Below are 17,073 nucleotides of genomic sequence, written 5' to 3'. Positions count from 1 at the left end.
GGAGCATCAATATTTGATACAGGAGAAAAAGAATTTATAGAAGGAACGGAATCTGAGCTAGGGAATTCTGAAAGTGAAATTAAAAATGCAAAATCAGAAAGACAAAATTTAGAGGATGAAAAGCCTTGGATAGTAGAGTGGTATGGTATGAGCGGTCAAGCAGGAGAAATTAAGTCAAAAGAAATACTTGAAGAGTATGGAGACAAAGTCAAATGGAATGCATCATCGGACGATGAAATACCTTTGGAAGTTAGAGACTTAGTTCAAGATTATTTTTCAGAAGATGAATAATAAGGAGTGTATAAAAAATATGAGTGAAGATAGAATTAAACAAATTAGAGAAGAAGCAAGCTGGCTTAAAGATGAAATAAAAAAAGCTATAGTTGGCCAAGATGATCTTATAGAAAATGTCATAATAGCTATGATTTGTGGAGGAAATGTATTATTAGAAGGTAATCCGGGTCTTGGAAAAACTTATTTGGTAAAGACGATAAGTCAGATTATGAATTTAGATTTTTCTAGAATACAATTTACTCCTGACTTGATGCCATCAGATATTATCGGAACGAATCTTATACGGACTGAAAAAAGTGGAGCAATGAATTTTGAATTTCACAAAGGGCCTATATTCGGAAATTTAATATTAGCAGATGAGATAAATAGAGCAACACCTAAAACGCAAAGTGCTCTATTAGAGGCAATGCAAGAAAAAACGGTAACTGTTGGAAAACAGACGTATATATTAAACCAACCATTTTTTGTATTAGCTACGCAAAATCCTATAGATATGGAAGGCACATATACATTGCCAGAGGCACAATTAGATAGATTTCTATTTAAACTTTTTGTAGATTATCCGACGCATGATGAACTAAAAGATATAGTTCTTAGAACAACTACAAATGATAGGGTTAATTTAGAAACATTTGATGGAGAACGATTTTTAACTGAGGCCATAGAACTTTCGGAAAAAATATTAATAGCGGATGAAGTTATGAATTTTGCTATGGCTGTAGTATTGGGAACGCATCCAAGCCAAAATTTGGCTAGAGTTTCAGAATTTGTTTCTTTTGGATCAAGTCCTCGTGGAGCGCAGGCATTGATAAAAGTAGCTAAAGTGAGAGCTCTATTGGATGGAAGATACAATGTATCATTTGATGATATTGTAAAGACAGCTCCAGATGTACTAAGACATAGAATAATATTAAATTATGAAGCTATTCATGAAAATGTAAATGCGGATCAATTAGTTGATGAAATATTGAAAGAAGCGAAAGAAAATGCTAGATTATAGGACTTTAGATAAATTAAAAATAAACAACTCGATAAAGGATATTACATCAGCGCATGAAGGAAACATGCATACCAGGAGTAAAGGTCAATCACTTGAGTTTTCAGAGTATAGTAGCTATGAACCTAGAGATGATACTAGAAGAATTGATTGGAATATATTTGCAAGAACTAGAAAACTTTATATAAAGCATTATGAAGCTGAAAAAAAACTTAAAGCAAACATATTTCTAGACAATTCTGCATCTATGTGCGCGGGCGATAAAAATAAACTTGAAAAATCAGTTGAAATAGCAAAGGGTCTAGCGTATATAGCATTTAATCAAGGATATGAAGTACATTGGCACAAAAACCACCTAAATAAAACTTTGCAAAGTGAAATAATGAGAAGTAAAGCTCAAATAACTAAATTTGAGCTTGAAGAGAGTGACTTAAACAAGGAAGAATTCTTACCTAAGTTGCTTAAATCTAGTGTAAAGAGACAAGAGCTGATTATAATAATATCAGATTGCTATACAGATAAAATGTCTGAAATCATAAAATATTTTAAGTATAAAAAATGTAAATTGATTTTAGTGTATACATTAGGTCAAAATGAAAAAGAGATACCATTGACTGGGAATATAAAGTTAAGAGATTCAGAAACTGATGAGGAAATAAGGGTTGAAATGAATAGAAATACAAGGGATTTGTATTTAGAGAAGCTTAGGGAACATGAAAATGCATTGAAGAATGAAATAAAGAAGTATGGCTATAAAGTAGTACAGCCAAATTTAGAGAAAGATATCGAATATGTATTTTTTCAAGAGTTTATAAAAGAAGGAATATTGAGGTGACTATATGGAATTTTTATATCCAAGTTTTGCATTTGCACTACTTAGTTTGATACCATTATTGATAATTCATAAATTGATTAGACAAGACAAGCTAAATATATTTCCAAGTAATTTTTTGTGGGAAGAAGTGCTAAATGAGCAAAAAGCGAGTAAAAAATTAAATAAACTAAGGCGTAGTTTGCCTCTTTTATTGCAAATATTTATGATTCTACTAGTATCATTTATTCTTATAGAACCAATATTTTTAAGAACTAATGGTGAAAATATAGTTAAGGCTATAGTAATGGATACTTCATATAGCATGAATATAGCTGATGGCGAAGAAACGCGGCTAGATGTAACAAAAAAAGAGATTTTAAATCAATTAAGTGAGCTTAAAAATGGCGAAGAAATTATGCTATATGCTATTGATAGTGAAATAAAAGAAATTGAAAAAGGTAAATTAGGAAGTGTTAGTTTTAGAGGAAAACTTGTAGATATAAAGGGAAGTAATTCAAGCAGAAGTGAATTAAAAACAGTAGAAGAATTAAATCAATTAGCTTTGAGTAAAGACATTGACGAAATTTGGTTTTACAGCGACCAAAAATACAATGGATTATCTGATAAGATACGTTTAGTAACAAAAGGACAAGAAATTTTTGATAATGTCGGAATAGAAAATATGAAGATTGAAAAAAATAATATAGTAATAGAAGTTAAAAATTATAGTAATAATTCAGCAAAGAAAACGATTGATATAGTAGTTGATGGGAAAAGTCAATATAGTATAGATATAGAGTTAAATGCAGAAGAGCGATTATTTAAAACTTTTGATATTGATATTCCATTTGAATTTGGCGTAGCTAAAATAAGAGAAAAAGATTTGTATGATGATGACAATATTTATTATTTCACGGAGTCAAATATGGAAGAAATAAAGGTACTGCTTCTAGGAGATGAAAATGATTTTCTAGATAAGGCATTATCAGTACAGAAAAAATTAAAAGTTACAAGAAGTGAAGAGAATAATTTAATAGGAGGCTATGACTTATATGTTTTTTCTGGTGAAATTCCAGAGAAGATGCTTGAAAAAGGTGCTGTCCTAATATTTGAAAATAATGGTGAAGATAATATTGATATTAGTAAGGGTTATAGATTAACGGATAATAGCGTATTTGAATATATTGAGCCTAGTTTTAGCTTAATGAGTGCAAAAGGTTTTAAAAATACAAATGATGTTCTGCCACTTATGTATTCTGGACAAAATTTAATTGCATATGGTAAAAAAACAGAAAGTCTAAATGTTCTGAGGTTTGGTTTTGATTTATACGATAGTGATTTGATGATAAAGAAAGAATTTCCTATATTAATGAAAAATAGTATTTCATGGCTATTAGGAGATAAGGAGATAGGCAAAAAGCAATTTGTAGTAGATGAATACTATGATAATAGTATAGTTCTAAAAAATCCAGGGATATACGATGAAAATAGTATGGATATAACTAGAACTATAGCGGTAAATTTGGATTCACAAGAAGAAAAAAAGGGTTTAAATTACAAAAGTGAGGCTGTAGTAGGTGAAACTAATGCTACAAATGGAGAGTATTTTGAGAATTATAGGTATGTGTTATTGATACTATTATTTTTCATATTAATTTTAGAGTGGGGGGTATATAGATATGATCGCTAATGCTTTAATGATATTAGGAGCATTGATAGTTATTTTTATGATTATAGTAGATGCTAGCAAGAAAAATATACCCATGTTACATTCGATTTCGAGAGCAGTATTGATAGTGTTAGTACTATTAGCTGGGCTTAATATAAAATGGATGTCAAAGTCTGAAAAAGTACCGGTGTATTTTGCTGTAGATCAATCATATAGCCAAAAATATAATAGAGTTAGTATTGAAGAAGCTTTAGAAAATATGATTGAAAAATTACCACAAGATCAGCCGTATAAGATTGTGTCATTTGGTTCAGATTCAATTGTAGCGATGAATAAAACAGGAGACTTTGAAGGCATAGATTTGAGTCAAATAAATGTAAATGAATCGTCGACGAATTATGAGAACGTAATTAATATGATTAGTAGCGAACTTGAAGATGAGTTAGGTGCTAATATAGTGATATTGAGTGATGGAGTAGAAAATGAAGGAGATGTCCTTAGAACTATTCAGAAATTAAAAATAAAAAAAGCTAATGTCTATTGGTTGCCATACGAAATAGCAATAAAAAAAGATGTTCAAATTTCTGATATAGTAGGGCCAAATAGAATTTTTGAGAATCAAGATTATAAGTTGTCAGTTTTAGTAGAGAGCAATTACGATACGGAAGGATTCTTGAAAATATATGTTAATGATGAGCTAATTGAAGAGCAATTGGTAAAAATACCAGAAGGAAATAGTGTTTTAACTCGAGAATTTGATTCAAATAAAATTGGTCAAAATGTGATAGAGGCAGTAATAGAAGTAGATGATGATGAGCAAGTAATAAACAATAAGTACAGAAAAATTATTCAAATAGATGGGAAAGCTCAAGTTTTATTGATTAAAGATAATGAAAATGACCTAAAACAATTTGAAAAACTATTGAATGAAAATGAAATTGGTGTTGATATAAAAACACCAGAAAAGTTGTCGCTAGAATTAAATTCACTGCTAAATTACAATGCGGTGATATTCGAAGATGTTTCTCTTGAGAATTTGAATAAAAAATTCTTAGATAATTTAGAAACTTATTTAAGAGACTATGGTGGAGGATTGTTAGTATCAGGTGGCAAAAATAGCTATGCGCTTGGTGGATATTATAAGACAAAATTAGAGGAACTACTACCAGTAAGTATGGAGAAAAAGCAAAAGAATATATTAGAAAAAATGGGATTGGTTATAGTTATTGATCAATCAGGTTCTATGATGGGAGATTCTCTTGGTAAATCAAAAATTGAGGTAGCAAAAGAAGCTTCTGCAAAAGCTATAAATAGTATGATGCCAGGCGATCAAATTGGAATACTTTCATTTTCGGATAGTAGAAAGTGGGTAGTACCTGTAGGAGATATTCAAGATGCAAAAGAGATAAAGCGTAAAATAAGGACTATAGATGCAGAGGGTGGAACTAGTATAATTCCAGCTTTAAAATCGGCATATGAAAGTTTGAAAGATTCAAATGTTCAGCATAAGCACATAATATTGGTTACTGATGGACAAGCAGAACAGGATGGATACAGAGAAGTACTGAAGAATTTAAAGGATGAAAAAATTACATTGACTACACTTGGAATTGGTCAAGGAGCTGACAATAGGTTGCTTAATTTTTTAGCAAGAAATGCAGGTGGACGTTTTTACAAGGTAGATAATTATTTGAATTTGCCAGAGATATTTACAAAAGAAACAGCGATGATGGCAGATAGATATTTAAATAATAGAGTTTTTTATCCTAATATAGTTTCTGCAAATGAAATTGTAAGCGGATTAATAGAAGAACCACTTTTACTAAATGGTTATGTATCCACTACTATAAAACCTAGAGCTAGTTTGATAATGGAGAGTGATGAAGAAGAGCCTGTGCTAGCATATTGGAATTATGGTATTGGAAATGTTTATGCATGGACTTCTGATTTTGACGGCATGTGGAATGAGCAGTATTTGAAAGCTGAGAATGGACGAATTTTTTATCTTAAACTTATAAATGAGGTATTAAAGAAAAATCAACAAAAGTTAGAATTTGATGAAAAATCTATGGGATTAAATCATAAAATTATAGTATATAGACAATCTGATGAAGAAGATTACGAATTTAAATTGATTGACCAAAGTGGTCAAGAATATCCAATTATGACTAAAAAAAGTGTTGATGGTTGGGAAATAGAGTTTAAAAAAGGTGATGGATATATTTACAGTTTAATAGCTAGAGATAAGGAAAACAAAACTATAGACTATAATTTTGTAACTCAATATTCTAAAGAATACGACTGGACAATTAGAAATGAAGATAATTTTAGATTTTATCTATCGCAAATTGGTGGAGAAGAATTAAAAAGTTCGGATGAGTTTGAAAGCAAAGAACAATTTAGGAAAACAGAGTACAAGGAACTTTGGCGGTATTTTTTAGTTATATTCTTGATATTATTGCTAGTAGATGTTTATATACGAAAAACTGACAAACGCAAAATTTATGAAAGACAAAATAAAGAAGAGATAGCTGATTTAGAGTTGAAAAATCAAGATGTAAATAGTGAAACTGACTTGGATATAGATAAATTGATTAGAAATAAAAATAAAAAAGTATAATAGACTCTTTTATTTTTTGATGATATTTGATATAATGCTAAGCAGTAGAGAAAAGCTGTGAGTAGAAGTAGTAGGAAATGGGAGTATTTTAGAGAGCTATTGGTTGGTGAAAAGTAGCATGCTTAGTTTCTGAACTCGTCTATGAGCTGTGCAGATGAAATTATTAGTTTGTGCCGGTGATTCCGTTATAGTCATTAAGTGGATGCTTAAATTTTAAGTGTCAATTAGAGTGGTACCGCGAGCCCATCGTCTCTAAAGATGATAGGGCTCTTTTTTATATAATTAAAAATTTACTTATTAACTTAAAATAGAGTTTTAAGCAATGAGATATATTAAATCTAAGGAGGGTTTTTTATGGAGACATATTTTCCACAAAAAATAGAAAAAAAATGGCAAGACCGTTGGGATGAGAATAAAACATTTAGAGCAACAGATGATTTTGATAAGGAGAAATTCTATGCACTTATTGAATTTCCATATCCATCGGGAAAAGGACTTCACGTAGGTCATCCACGTCCGTATACAGCACTTGATATTGTTGCTAGAAAGAGACGTATGGAAGGATATAATGTACTTTATCCAATGGGATGGGACGCATTTGGTTTACCTACGGAAAACTATGCAATCAAAAATAAAATACATCCTAGAATAGTTACAGAAAACAATGTAGCTAGATTTAAGCAACAATTGAAATCATTAGGATTTTCATTTGATTGGGATAGAGAAGTGAATACAACAGATCCTAATTACTATAAGTGGACACAGTGGATATTCATGAAATTATTTGAAAAAGGATTGGCATACAAGAATGAAATGCCTATCAACTGGTGTACGGATTGTAAAGTAGGATTGGCAAACGAAGAAGTTGTAAATGGTGTTTGTGAGAGATGTGGTGGAGAAGTAGTTCAGAAGGTAAAGAGCCAATGGATGCTTAAAATTACAGAATATGCAGAAAGACTTATAAAAGATTTAGATTTAGTAGATTATATAGATAGGGTAAAAATTCAGCAAAAAAATTGGATAGGAAAATCTACTGGTATGGAAGTTCAATTTAAGCTAAATGAGGTAGATGAGACATTGGTTGTATATACTACTCGTCCAGATACATTATTTGGAGCTACTTACATGGTTATATCGCCAGAACATCCAATACTTGAAAAATATGTTGATCAAATAAAAAATATGGATGCAATAAAAGAATATCAGGATTTTGCAGCTAGAAAATCTGATTTTGAAAGAACCGAGTTAGTTAAAGAAAAAACTGGTGTTGCTATTGAAGGAATTACTGCAACAAATCCAGTAAACGGAAAAGCAATACCGGTTTGGATTTCTGATTATGTACTTATGAGTTATGGTACAGGAGCTATAATGGCAGTACCAGGACATGATACTAGAGACTGGGAATTTGCTAAAAAGTTTGATTTAGATATAGTTGAAGTTGTAGAAGGCGGAAATGTAGAAGAGGAAGCATTTACTGATATTGCTACAGGAACTATGATTAACTCAGACATATTGAATGGATTGAGTGTAGATGAAGCGAAAGTAAAAATTGCAGAATTTTTATCGGAAAAAGGAATTGGTGAGAAAAAGACAAATTATAAATTAAGAGACTGGGTATTCTCTAGACAGAGATACTGGGGAGAGCCAATTCCACTAGTTTATTGTGAGTGCTGTGGATGGCAGCCAATTCCAGAATCGGAATTGCCACTTGAGCTTCCAGAAGTAGATAGCTATGAGCCTACTGAAAACGGAGAATCTCCACTTGCTAAGATGGAGGAATGGATTCAAACTACGTGTCCTAAATGTGGTAAAGCAGCTAGAAGAGAAACTGATACTATGCCTCAGTGGGCAGGATCATCTTGGTATTTCTTAAGATATATTGATCCAGATAACAATGAAGCACTTGCGTCAGAAGAAAAGCTTAAATATTGGTTACCAATTGACTGGTACAATGGTGGAATGGAACATACAACTCTTCACTTGCTTTATTCTAGATTCTGGCATAAATTCTTATTTGACTATGGTGTGGTACCTATTCCAGAACCATATCAAAAGAGAACATCTCATGGTATGATTTTGGGTGAAAATAATGAAAAAATGTCTAAATCTAGAGGAAATGTTGTAAATCCAGATGAGATAGTAGAAGAATTTGGAGCAGATACTCTTAGATCTTACGAAATGTTTATAGGTGACTTTGAGAAGGCGGTTCCATGGTCTATGAATGGAGTTCGAGGTTGTCGTAAATTCTTAGATAGAGTTTGGAGATTGCAGGAAATAGTTGAAGATGGTGATGTTTATTCAGAGGCTCTAGAAACCAGAATGCACCAAACTATAAAGAAAGTATCATCTGATTATGAGAAACTTAAATTCAACACAGCAATTGCAGCGATGATGGCGCTTGTTAACGATATGAATGCACATGGCAAAATTAATAAAGCAGAGTATAAGACGCTTATAACATTGCTTAATCCAGTTGCACCTCATATGACAGAAGAGATATGGGAAGTACTTGGGTTTGAAGGAATGCTAAATCAAGCAAAATGGCCAACATACGAAGAAGAGAAAACAGTAGAGAACATCATTGAAATGGCAATTCAGATCAATGGTAAAGTGAGAGGTAGAGTTAACATAAACAAGGATGCTGACCACGATACTGTATTGGCTACAGTTAAAGCTGATGAAAAGATAAAAGAGCATCTGGAAGGAAAGCAGATAGTTAAAGAAATTTATGTTCCAGGTAAGATATGTAATATAGTAGTTAAATAATAGTAGTTAAGTAGTAATCAAACAATGAAAAAATAGAGAGCATATTATACAACATTTGTTGCATAGTGTGCTCTTTATTTTTGGTTTTTCAAAGCAAATTATTATATAATTCTGGTCTGCGATATTTCAAAAAATCAGTTTTTGAGTTCAAGGTTTGATACTCTATTGTAAAAGATTGAGTGGTCGACTTACATGATTCAAATAGAATCTTTCCGCTTGGAGATGTTATCAACTGACCACCATAAAAATTATTACATAGAAAAAAACATTGATTGTCATAAGAGCGAGTTGGGATGTATTTTTTCCATAAATCAATTCTTTTAGATGCGCTTAACGGAGTATTGAAGGGCGCTATAATTATATTTGCACCTTTTAACCTCTGTATGGTAGTCAGCTCTGGTATATGAGTTTCTATGCAAAGCTGAATTCCAAGAGTAAATGATTTGTATTCAAACGTGAATAATTGATCACCGACTGAAAATGTAGATAATTCATTTTTACCTAAATGAGTCTTTTTGTATACTATCCTAGACTTATTTGGTATAGAGACTATTTGTGCGATGAAAAGTTTGTCGTTTTCAGGGAGAATCGAACCGTAAGATATAGCTATATTATATGTATTTGAAAGATAATCAATTCTATCAAAGATATCATTTAGAATATTTTCGTTTATATATTTTGATTTAGAATCTGAGATCAAATAGAGTTCTGGAAAACAAATTAAATCTAGCGCTTTATTTTGTAATATAATTTTTTCTAGTTCATCATATTGTAAGTATGGATTTTCACGAGAAATTAAAGATTCTGCAAATCCTATATTTAGTTGTTTTTTCATAGAAGCCCCTCCGTTATAAGCTTAGAACATTAATAATTTAAGTATATCATAAATGTACTAATACTAGCATGGTGTAGCTATTTTGTGAATAATTTGATACAATTATAAAAAATACTAATGCGAAAGATGCAAAGGAGTTTTGAAAATGAGAGAGAGAACACCAATGCGTTTGCAAACTAAATTATTGTTTGGAATGATCTTTTTGGTCATATTATCGATAGGGCTTAGCAGTTATTTTATAAGTGAATTTGAAGTAGATAGACTGGAGATGAAGATAGAAGCAAATTTAAGAAATGTAGGACACATAATAGCAGAAAATCAAGATATTCAATGGAATTTAAATTATAAAAAAACTGAAGAGGTACAGGTAATAGTTGAAAGGTATTTAGATATACTAGAAGATATTGAAATTATTACGATTGCTGATATGGATGGATTGAGATATGGACATCCAAGTAGAGACAGACTGGGTAAATATTTCGTTGGAGGAGATGAAAAGCAAGTTCTTGAAACCGGCAGTATATATTCTTCTATCGCGACAGGTACTTTAGGACGTTCTATTAGAGTATTTATTCCAATATATTTTCAAAATAATCAAGTTGGATTTGTAATGACAGCTCAAAAATATGATAGAGTTGAAGAATCTATTTTGAATATTAGAAGGAGTGTTTTAGTGTATTCCTTTTTTGGAATACTGATAGGTGGAGTTGGTGCTATACTAATATCCACTAGTATAAAAAAGAGTTTGCTAAATTTGGAACCGTATCAAATAGCAAAACTTTATAGAGAAAAAGATGTGATTTTGAAATCAACTAGAGAAGGAATATTAGCGATTGATGCAAAATGCAGTATTAACCTGATGAATGATTCAGCTAAAAAAATATTGAACTGTGAAGGTAAAGATTTTATAGGAGTAGATATAGAGAGCGTATTTCCAACGACAAAGCTTCCTAGAATACTTGAAACTGGAATAGCTGAATATGATCGGGAGCAGCTTATAAATGGAGCGCAAATCCTTACAAATAGAATACCAATTTATGAAAATGGTAGATTGGTGGGAGCTCTAGCTACTTTCAAAGACTTAAGTGATGTAGTAACATTAGCTGAAGAGATGACTGGGATAAAGCAAGTGGTTAGAGCACTTAGAGCAACTACTCATGAATTCAAGAATAAGCTACATCTAATAAACGGATTGTTAGAACTTGACGAGATAGATGAAGCTAAGAAATATGTAATGGGGCTTGGATATAGATATACTAAAATACAGGATATAGTTTCAGGGAAAATAAAAAATGCGACTATAAATGCTTTGATAATAGGCAAGATTAATAGGGCAAGTGAAGACAAAATAGATATAGAGGTTACAAGTGACAGCTTGTTGCTTTGCGAGGGTTATAAGATTAACTCTGGAGCAATGGTAATAATTATAGGAAACTTGATAGAAAATGCAATAGAAGCTATACAAAAGACAAATAGAGATGATGGCAAAATTATATTTTATATAAATGATACATCAGAAAACCTTGTAATAGAAGTTTCGGATAATGGCATAGGTATAGAACAAAAGTATATAGAAACAATATTTAATAGGGGATTTACAACTAAAAGAGGAAGTAATGGAATTGGTCTTGACCTTGTAAAATCTAATGTGGAAAGATTGAAGGGAGAGATAGAGGTTATGAGTGAGAAAGATAAGGGTACTACATTTACAATTGTAATCCCTATTGAAGACAATAATTGATGGGAGATGGATTTAGTGATAAAGGTATTAATAGTAGAAGACGATCCAATGTTGGCTTTTATTCATAAAAAATTTATTGAGAATATAGAGTTTTTTTCAGTTGTAAATGTTATACACAACGGGAAAGAGGCCTATAATTATATAAAAGATGAGGAGATAGATTTGCTTATCTTAGATGTGTATTTGCCAGGGCTGAATGGTTTTGAAATACTGAAAAAAATTAGAAGTAAGGGCATATTGACTGATGTAATACTCGTTACAGCTGCAAATTCAGCAGAAGACTTGAAAAAGGCTCGTAGTTATGGTGCTTTTGATTATATGGTAAAGCCATTTGAATACGATAGGCTTAAACTAGCACTTCAAAAATATTTAAGTATAAAAAAGGAATTTATAAATAAAAGTTTAATGAGTCAAGATGATTTAGATGCTTTTTTCAATGCAGAGAAAAATGAGAATATAGAATTACCAAAAGGATTGCACAAAAAAACGCTTCAGAGGGTTATAAAAATATTGAAAGCGACGGATAAAAAAAGTATCGATGTTAGCTTTGTGGCTGAGGAAATCGATATCTCTAAAGTTACTGCTAGAAGGTATTTAGATTATCTAGGAAAGATTGGAGAAATCGAGATAGAGATGTCTCATGGATCTAGAGGACGTCCGGCTTATATATATAAGATAAAATATTAACAAAAAATTATTTAGTTTGAAAAAATATAGAATACTTAGAAAAACCGACAATTGTCGGTTTTTTTTATATAATCTTCACATAAGGAAAAGGTTTTCATATAACCTAATTCAAATTAGAGGAGATGGAAAAATGAATTACAACGAAATGGCAATTAAAATGCATGAAGAAAATAAGGGAAAAGTAAGTATAACTTGCAAAGTTAAATTAGAGGATAAAGATGATTTAAGTACTGCATACACACCAGGTGTAGCAGAGCCATGTAGAAGAATTGCTGAAAATAAAGATGATGTATATAAGTATACTGCAAAAGGTAATTTAGTAGCAGTAGTATCTGATGGAACGGCTGTATTAGGTCTTGGAGATATAGGCCCAGAAGCAGCTATGCCAGTTATGGAAGGTAAAGCTGTTTTATTCAAAGCATTTGGTGATGTAGATGCATTCCCAGTATGTATTGATACTAAAAATGTAGACGAAATAGTAGATTTGGTTTGTAAATTGGCACCAACATTTGGCGGAATAAATCTTGAAGATATTTCAGCTCCTAGATGTATAGAGATTGAAGAAAAACTGAAAGAAAAGCTTGATATTCCAGTATTTCATGATGACCAGCATGGAACAGCAATTGTAACGGTAGCTGGACTTATAAATTCTCTAAAATTAGTAAATAAGAAATGGGAAGATGTAAAAATCGTATTAAGTGGTTCGGGTGCAGCTGGTTCGTCTATCACTAAAATGCTTTTTGCAATGGGAGCTAAGCACATAAAAGTTTGTGATAGAAGAGGAATTTTAGTTCCAGGAGCAGAGCATAATGACTGGCTGAAAGAATCATTAGCAAAGATGACAAATGAAGAAGGAGTTACAGGAAGTTTAGCAGATGCTATGAAAGGTACGGATATTTTCATTGGGGTATCAGCGCCAGGTGTAGTTACAGAAGATATGGTAGCTAGTATGAATGAAAATGCGATTGTATTTGCTATGGCAAACCCAACTCCAGAAATAATGCCAGATTTGGCTATAAAAGCAGGAGCTGCTGTAGTTGGAACTGGAAGATCAGATTTTGCAAATCAAGTAAACAATGTACTTGCATTTCCAGGGATATTTAGAGGAGCATTGGATGTAAGAGCTAGCGATATAAATGAAGAAATGAAAGTAGCCGCGGCGAAGGCTATAGCAGAAGTAATTTCTGAAGATGAAATAACTAGTGAGTATGTTATTCCGAGTTCTTTTAACAAAAGCGTAGGAGAAAATGTAGCAAAAGCAGTTTCGAAGGCGGCAATAGATTCAGGCGCAGCTAGAATTTAAATTACTCTAGGTAGATTGAAAGGGGAGCTTTTTTATGGCGGGTAGTACAGCAAAGGTTCAAGTAGAAAGATTGGATGAAAAGCAAGGTTATAAAATAATGGGGATGTCTCTTCCAATGTTTAGTATTTTGACAGCAATAGTATTTTATGCATCTTATTTAGGCAAATTACCATCAGGGCTTGTAGGAGCACTTCCATTTATGATGGTTTTAGGAGCAATATTGAATGAAATAGGAAACAAAACACCAATAGTAAAAAGTTATTTTGGTGGTGGAGCAATTGTAGTTATATTTGGAACAGCAGCACTTGCAACATATGGATTGATTCCAGAGGCAACTACAGAAGTTATGGTAAGTTTTACTAAATCAGGTAGTGGATTTTTAAGTTTCTATATAGCAGCACTTATTACAGGAAGTATACTAGGAATGGATAGAGAGCTATTGATAAAAGCTTCTGTTAGATATTTACCAGTTATACTAGGAGGAGTAATTGTTTCTATAGCACTTACAGGAGTTGTTGGAGCTATTATGGGCTATGGTGCGAAGCAAGCTATACTTTATATTACTATACCTATTATGGGTGGTGGAATGGGAGCTGGAGCAGTTCCACTTTCACAGATATTTGGAAATGCATTGTCAACTGATCCAAAGGAAATAATGTCAGTCATGGTACCAGCATTAGCACTTGGAAATGCGATGGCAATAGTGGTTGGAGGACTATTAAATAAAATAGGACAAAAATACACAGGTCTTACAGGAAATGGGAAGTTAATGGTTAATCAAGAAGTCTCTAAAGCCGAAGACAAGACTGAGTTGAAATTAGAATTACCACTTTTGGGTATAGGATTATTGCTTTCAACAGTATTTTTTGTATGGGGAAAGGTTTTAGCAAATTATATACCGCTTCACTCATATGCATTGATGATTATTTCAGTAGCCGTAGTTAAAGCTCTTGGAATATTGCCAAGAAAGTACGAAATGGGAGCATTTCAATGGTTTAGATTTGTAATGTCGAATTTAACACCAGCATTATTAGTTGGTATAGGTATTGCGTATACAGATTTGAATCAAGTTATAGCAGCAATTAATCCTACTTATATTGTTCTAGTATTTACAGTAGTAGTTGGATCAGTTATAGGATCAGGGCTAGTTGGAAAGCTATTAGGATTCTATCCAATAGAAGCAGCGATAACAGGTGGATTGTGTATGGCTAATATGGGAGGTACGGGAGATGTAGCAGTACTTTCAGCATCAAAGAGAATGGAACTAATGCCATTTGCACAAATTTCATCTAGAATAGGTGGGGCATTTATGCTCATACTTGCAACGAGCTTGTTAAAGATTTTCTTATAACATAAAACCTCTTTTTATTAACACTTATGGTACAGACACATGATTTTAGTTAAATCATGTGTCTGTACTTATTTTATTTGAAAATAAAATAGCAGAATGCTAAAATTAAATAAATATCAAAAAATGTTAAAACAAGGGGGTTAAATATGTTTAAAATAAAAAAAATTGATGAGATAAGTAGTATAGAACTCTATAAAATCTTAAAGGCAAGAAATGAGGTATTCGTAGTAGAACAAGACTGTGTTTATCAAGACTGTGATGACAAGGATTTAAAGAGCTATCATTTATTTTTGGAGGAAGAAGAAAAAGTTATAGCATATTTGAGGATATTACCTAGAGGTTTATCATATGATGAAATTTCTATAGGCAGAGTTTTGGTAATAAAAGAGAGTAGGGGCAGGGGTTTGGCTCAGAAAATGATAGTAGAAGCTATTAAATTTATAGAGAACGAATTAAATGAAACTAAAATAAAAATATCTGCTCAAGCATATTTGGAGAAATTTTACAAACAACATGGATTTATAACAGTTTCAGACGTTTATTTGGAAGATGGCATTCCTCACATAGAAATGATAAGAGGGGAGTAAGTGTTGTAATTTACTTAAAAATAAAAGAAACTTATATTTGACAAGCCTATATTTTAGTGTTATACTCAAGTAGTACTTAAATTAAAAAGAAATAAACTTAACAAGAATGTTTTCTGATTGGAACTCATGTTTGAAGTATTGTCCTAATTAAGAACGGTGTTTGTTATCTATTTTGAAGAATTTAAGGAAAATTTATATTAGGAGGTACTTTATTATGAAAGGTACAGTTAAATGGTTTAACGCAGAAAAAGGATTTGGATTTATTACAGGAGAAGACGGAAACGACGTATTCGCTCACTTCTCACAAATTAACGTAGAAGGTTTCAAAACTTTAGAAGAAGGTCAAAACGTTGAGTTCGAAGTTGTTCAAGGACCAAAAGGACCACAAGCAGAAAATATCGAAGTAGTTAGATAATTAAGTTTGATATTATGCCCTGTATCGTAAGATACAGGGCTTTGTTTTTTTATTAGAAGTTCGGATTGTCAAAATTAGGTATGAATGAATCGGAAGATGATCCTTTATCTTGAATAAATACATTTTCTAGACCTAAAGAGGAACAATAGTCTATCATTTTTTCGTATCTGTTTTGAGACAATGGTTTATTCAATTTTGGATGATTTAGCGCCTTGTAATAAGGAGTGTATTGATTCATTAAGCTTAAATAAAAATTTGAACCATATGATTCGAATAAATAATTTATTATGTTTTTTGTATCTAGGCCATGTCCAGGTAACATCAAATGTCTTATTATAAGACCTTTTTTCATCAGTTTTGAATCTAAATCAAAAATAGGGTTTCCGACATAATCATACATAGTTTTGATGGCAGCACTAGCTACATTAAAGTAGTCTGGGGCATTTGAGTATTCTCTTGCATATTTGTCATCGAAATATTTGAAATCAGCAAGAAATATATCTACAAATGGAGCTATCGTTTGTATTGTTTTTGTTGATTCATAACTATTTGTATTATAAACAATTGGAATACTAAGTCCTAACTTTTTTGCCAAAATGATAGCTTTACAAATTTGAGGAACATATTGAGTTGGAGTTACTAAATTTATATTATGTGCACCATTTTTCTGTAATTTTAGCATTAGATTTGATAATTGATCGATAGAGACTAATCTACCTTTAGAATTTTGACTTATTTCGTAGTTCTGACAAAAAATGCATGATAAATTACAATTTGAGAAAAATAGGCAACCTGAACCATTAGAACCAGAAATACAAGGTTCTTCCCACATATGAAGATATGCTTTAGATAGTTTTATTTCATTTGTAGAGTTACAATAACCCGTATGGGAGAAACGATCTACATGGCAATTTCTAGGACATAGATCGCAATCTGATAGTATATTAAGCATCATATACCTCCTAATATTTGTATTAACTGTATAGAGTATACT

At 31.7% G+C, this 17,073-nt stretch carries 14 protein-coding genes and 1 other annotated feature; of the genes, 12 read left to right on the top strand and 2 right to left on the bottom strand.

Going from position 1 to position 17,073, the window contains the following annotated elements; translation table 11 throughout:
* The first annotated feature begins 147 nt into the window (after positions 1 to 147).
* The 6 genes from N4A40_05145 (at position 148) to leuS (ending at position 9,160) form a co-directional block, all read left to right on the top strand.
* Entirely contained in the window at positions 148 to 291 is a 144-nt protein-coding gene (locus N4A40_05145; protein ID MCT4661229.1) for a hypothetical protein, read from the top strand.
* Positions 284 to 1,294, top strand: a complete 1,011-nt coding sequence (locus N4A40_05140; GenBank protein MCT4661228.1) for a MoxR family ATPase — start codon at positions 284 to 286, stop codon at positions 1,292 to 1,294. The genes N4A40_05145 and N4A40_05140 overlap by 8 nt, the downstream gene beginning before the upstream one ends.
* Positions 1,281 to 2,126 (top strand): DUF58 domain-containing protein, encoded by an 846-nt coding sequence (locus N4A40_05135; GenBank protein MCT4661227.1) that lies wholly within the window; start codon positions 1,281 to 1,283, stop codon positions 2,124 to 2,126. Before N4A40_05140 ends, N4A40_05135 begins: the two co-directional genes overlap by 14 nt.
* Positions 2,127 to 2,130: 4 nt before the next feature.
* Positions 2,131 to 3,795 (top strand): VWA domain-containing protein, encoded by a 1,665-nt coding sequence (locus N4A40_05130; protein ID MCT4661226.1) that lies wholly within the window; start codon positions 2,131 to 2,133, stop codon positions 3,793 to 3,795.
* Positions 3,785 to 6,394 carry a VWA domain-containing protein gene (locus N4A40_05125; GenBank protein MCT4661225.1) on the top strand — a complete coding sequence of 870 codons (2,610 nt, stop codon included), beginning with the start codon at positions 3,785 to 3,787 and terminating at the stop codon, positions 6,392 to 6,394. The genes N4A40_05130 and N4A40_05125 overlap by 11 nt, the downstream gene beginning before the upstream one ends.
* A gap of 48 nt (positions 6,395 to 6,442) precedes the next feature.
* Positions 6,443 to 6,651 (top strand) — a binding site (T-box leader).
* 97 nt (positions 6,652 to 6,748) lie between these two features.
* A complete protein-coding gene (leuS, locus tag N4A40_05120) occupies positions 6,749 to 9,160 on the top strand; it encodes a leucine--tRNA ligase (protein ID MCT4661224.1) in 2,412 nt (803 codons plus the stop codon).
* A gap of 88 nt (positions 9,161 to 9,248) precedes the next feature.
* Here the strand turns inward: leuS and N4A40_05115 are convergent, their stop codons facing one another.
* Entirely contained in the window at positions 9,249 to 9,995 is a 747-nt protein-coding gene (locus N4A40_05115; GenBank protein ID MCT4661223.1) for a hypothetical protein, read from the bottom strand.
* Between the two features lie 145 nt (positions 9,996 to 10,140).
* Between N4A40_05115 and N4A40_05110 the strand changes: the two genes are divergently transcribed.
* The 6 genes from N4A40_05110 (at position 10,141) to N4A40_05085 (ending at position 16,079) form a co-directional block, all read left to right on the top strand.
* Positions 10,141 to 11,736 carry a sensor histidine kinase gene (locus tag N4A40_05110; GenBank protein ID MCT4661222.1) on the top strand — a complete coding sequence of 532 codons (1,596 nt, stop codon included), beginning with the start codon at positions 10,141 to 10,143 and terminating at the stop codon, positions 11,734 to 11,736.
* 15 nt (positions 11,737 to 11,751) lie between these two features.
* Entirely contained in the window at positions 11,752 to 12,423 is a 672-nt protein-coding gene (locus tag N4A40_05105) for a response regulator (GenBank protein MCT4661221.1), read from the top strand.
* 130 nt (positions 12,424 to 12,553) lie between these two features.
* Positions 12,554 to 13,726, top strand: a complete 1,173-nt coding sequence (locus tag N4A40_05100; protein MCT4661220.1) for an NAD-dependent malic enzyme — start codon at positions 12,554 to 12,556, stop codon at positions 13,724 to 13,726.
* 34 nt (positions 13,727 to 13,760) lie between these two features.
* The gene (locus N4A40_05095; protein ID MCT4661219.1) at positions 13,761 to 15,077 is read left to right on the top strand and encodes a 2-hydroxycarboxylate transporter family protein; all 1,317 of its coding nucleotides are present in this window, start codon (positions 13,761 to 13,763) and stop codon (positions 15,075 to 15,077) included.
* Between the two features lie 146 nt (positions 15,078 to 15,223).
* Positions 15,224 to 15,664 carry a GNAT family N-acetyltransferase gene (locus N4A40_05090; protein MCT4661218.1) on the top strand — a complete coding sequence of 147 codons (441 nt, stop codon included), beginning with the start codon at positions 15,224 to 15,226 and terminating at the stop codon, positions 15,662 to 15,664.
* A gap of 211 nt (positions 15,665 to 15,875) precedes the next feature.
* A complete protein-coding gene (locus N4A40_05085; GenBank protein ID MCT4661217.1) occupies positions 15,876 to 16,079 on the top strand; it encodes a cold-shock protein in 204 nt (67 codons plus the stop codon).
* 52 nt (positions 16,080 to 16,131) lie between these two features.
* On the opposite strand, the gene N4A40_05080 is transcribed toward N4A40_05085, so the two are convergent.
* Entirely contained in the window at positions 16,132 to 17,031 is a 900-nt protein-coding gene (locus tag N4A40_05080; GenBank protein MCT4661216.1) for a radical SAM protein, read from the bottom strand.
* Positions 17,032 to 17,073: the final 42 nt, after the last annotated feature.

The sequence above is a fragment of the Tissierellales bacterium genome (assembly GCA_025210965.1).
In the GTDB taxonomy this organism is placed as follows: Bacteria; Bacillota; Clostridia; order Tissierellales; family JAOAQY01; genus JAOAQY01.
Note: the sequence above shows the minus strand (reverse complement) of the source record. Positions and strands in the feature narration are given on the sequence as shown.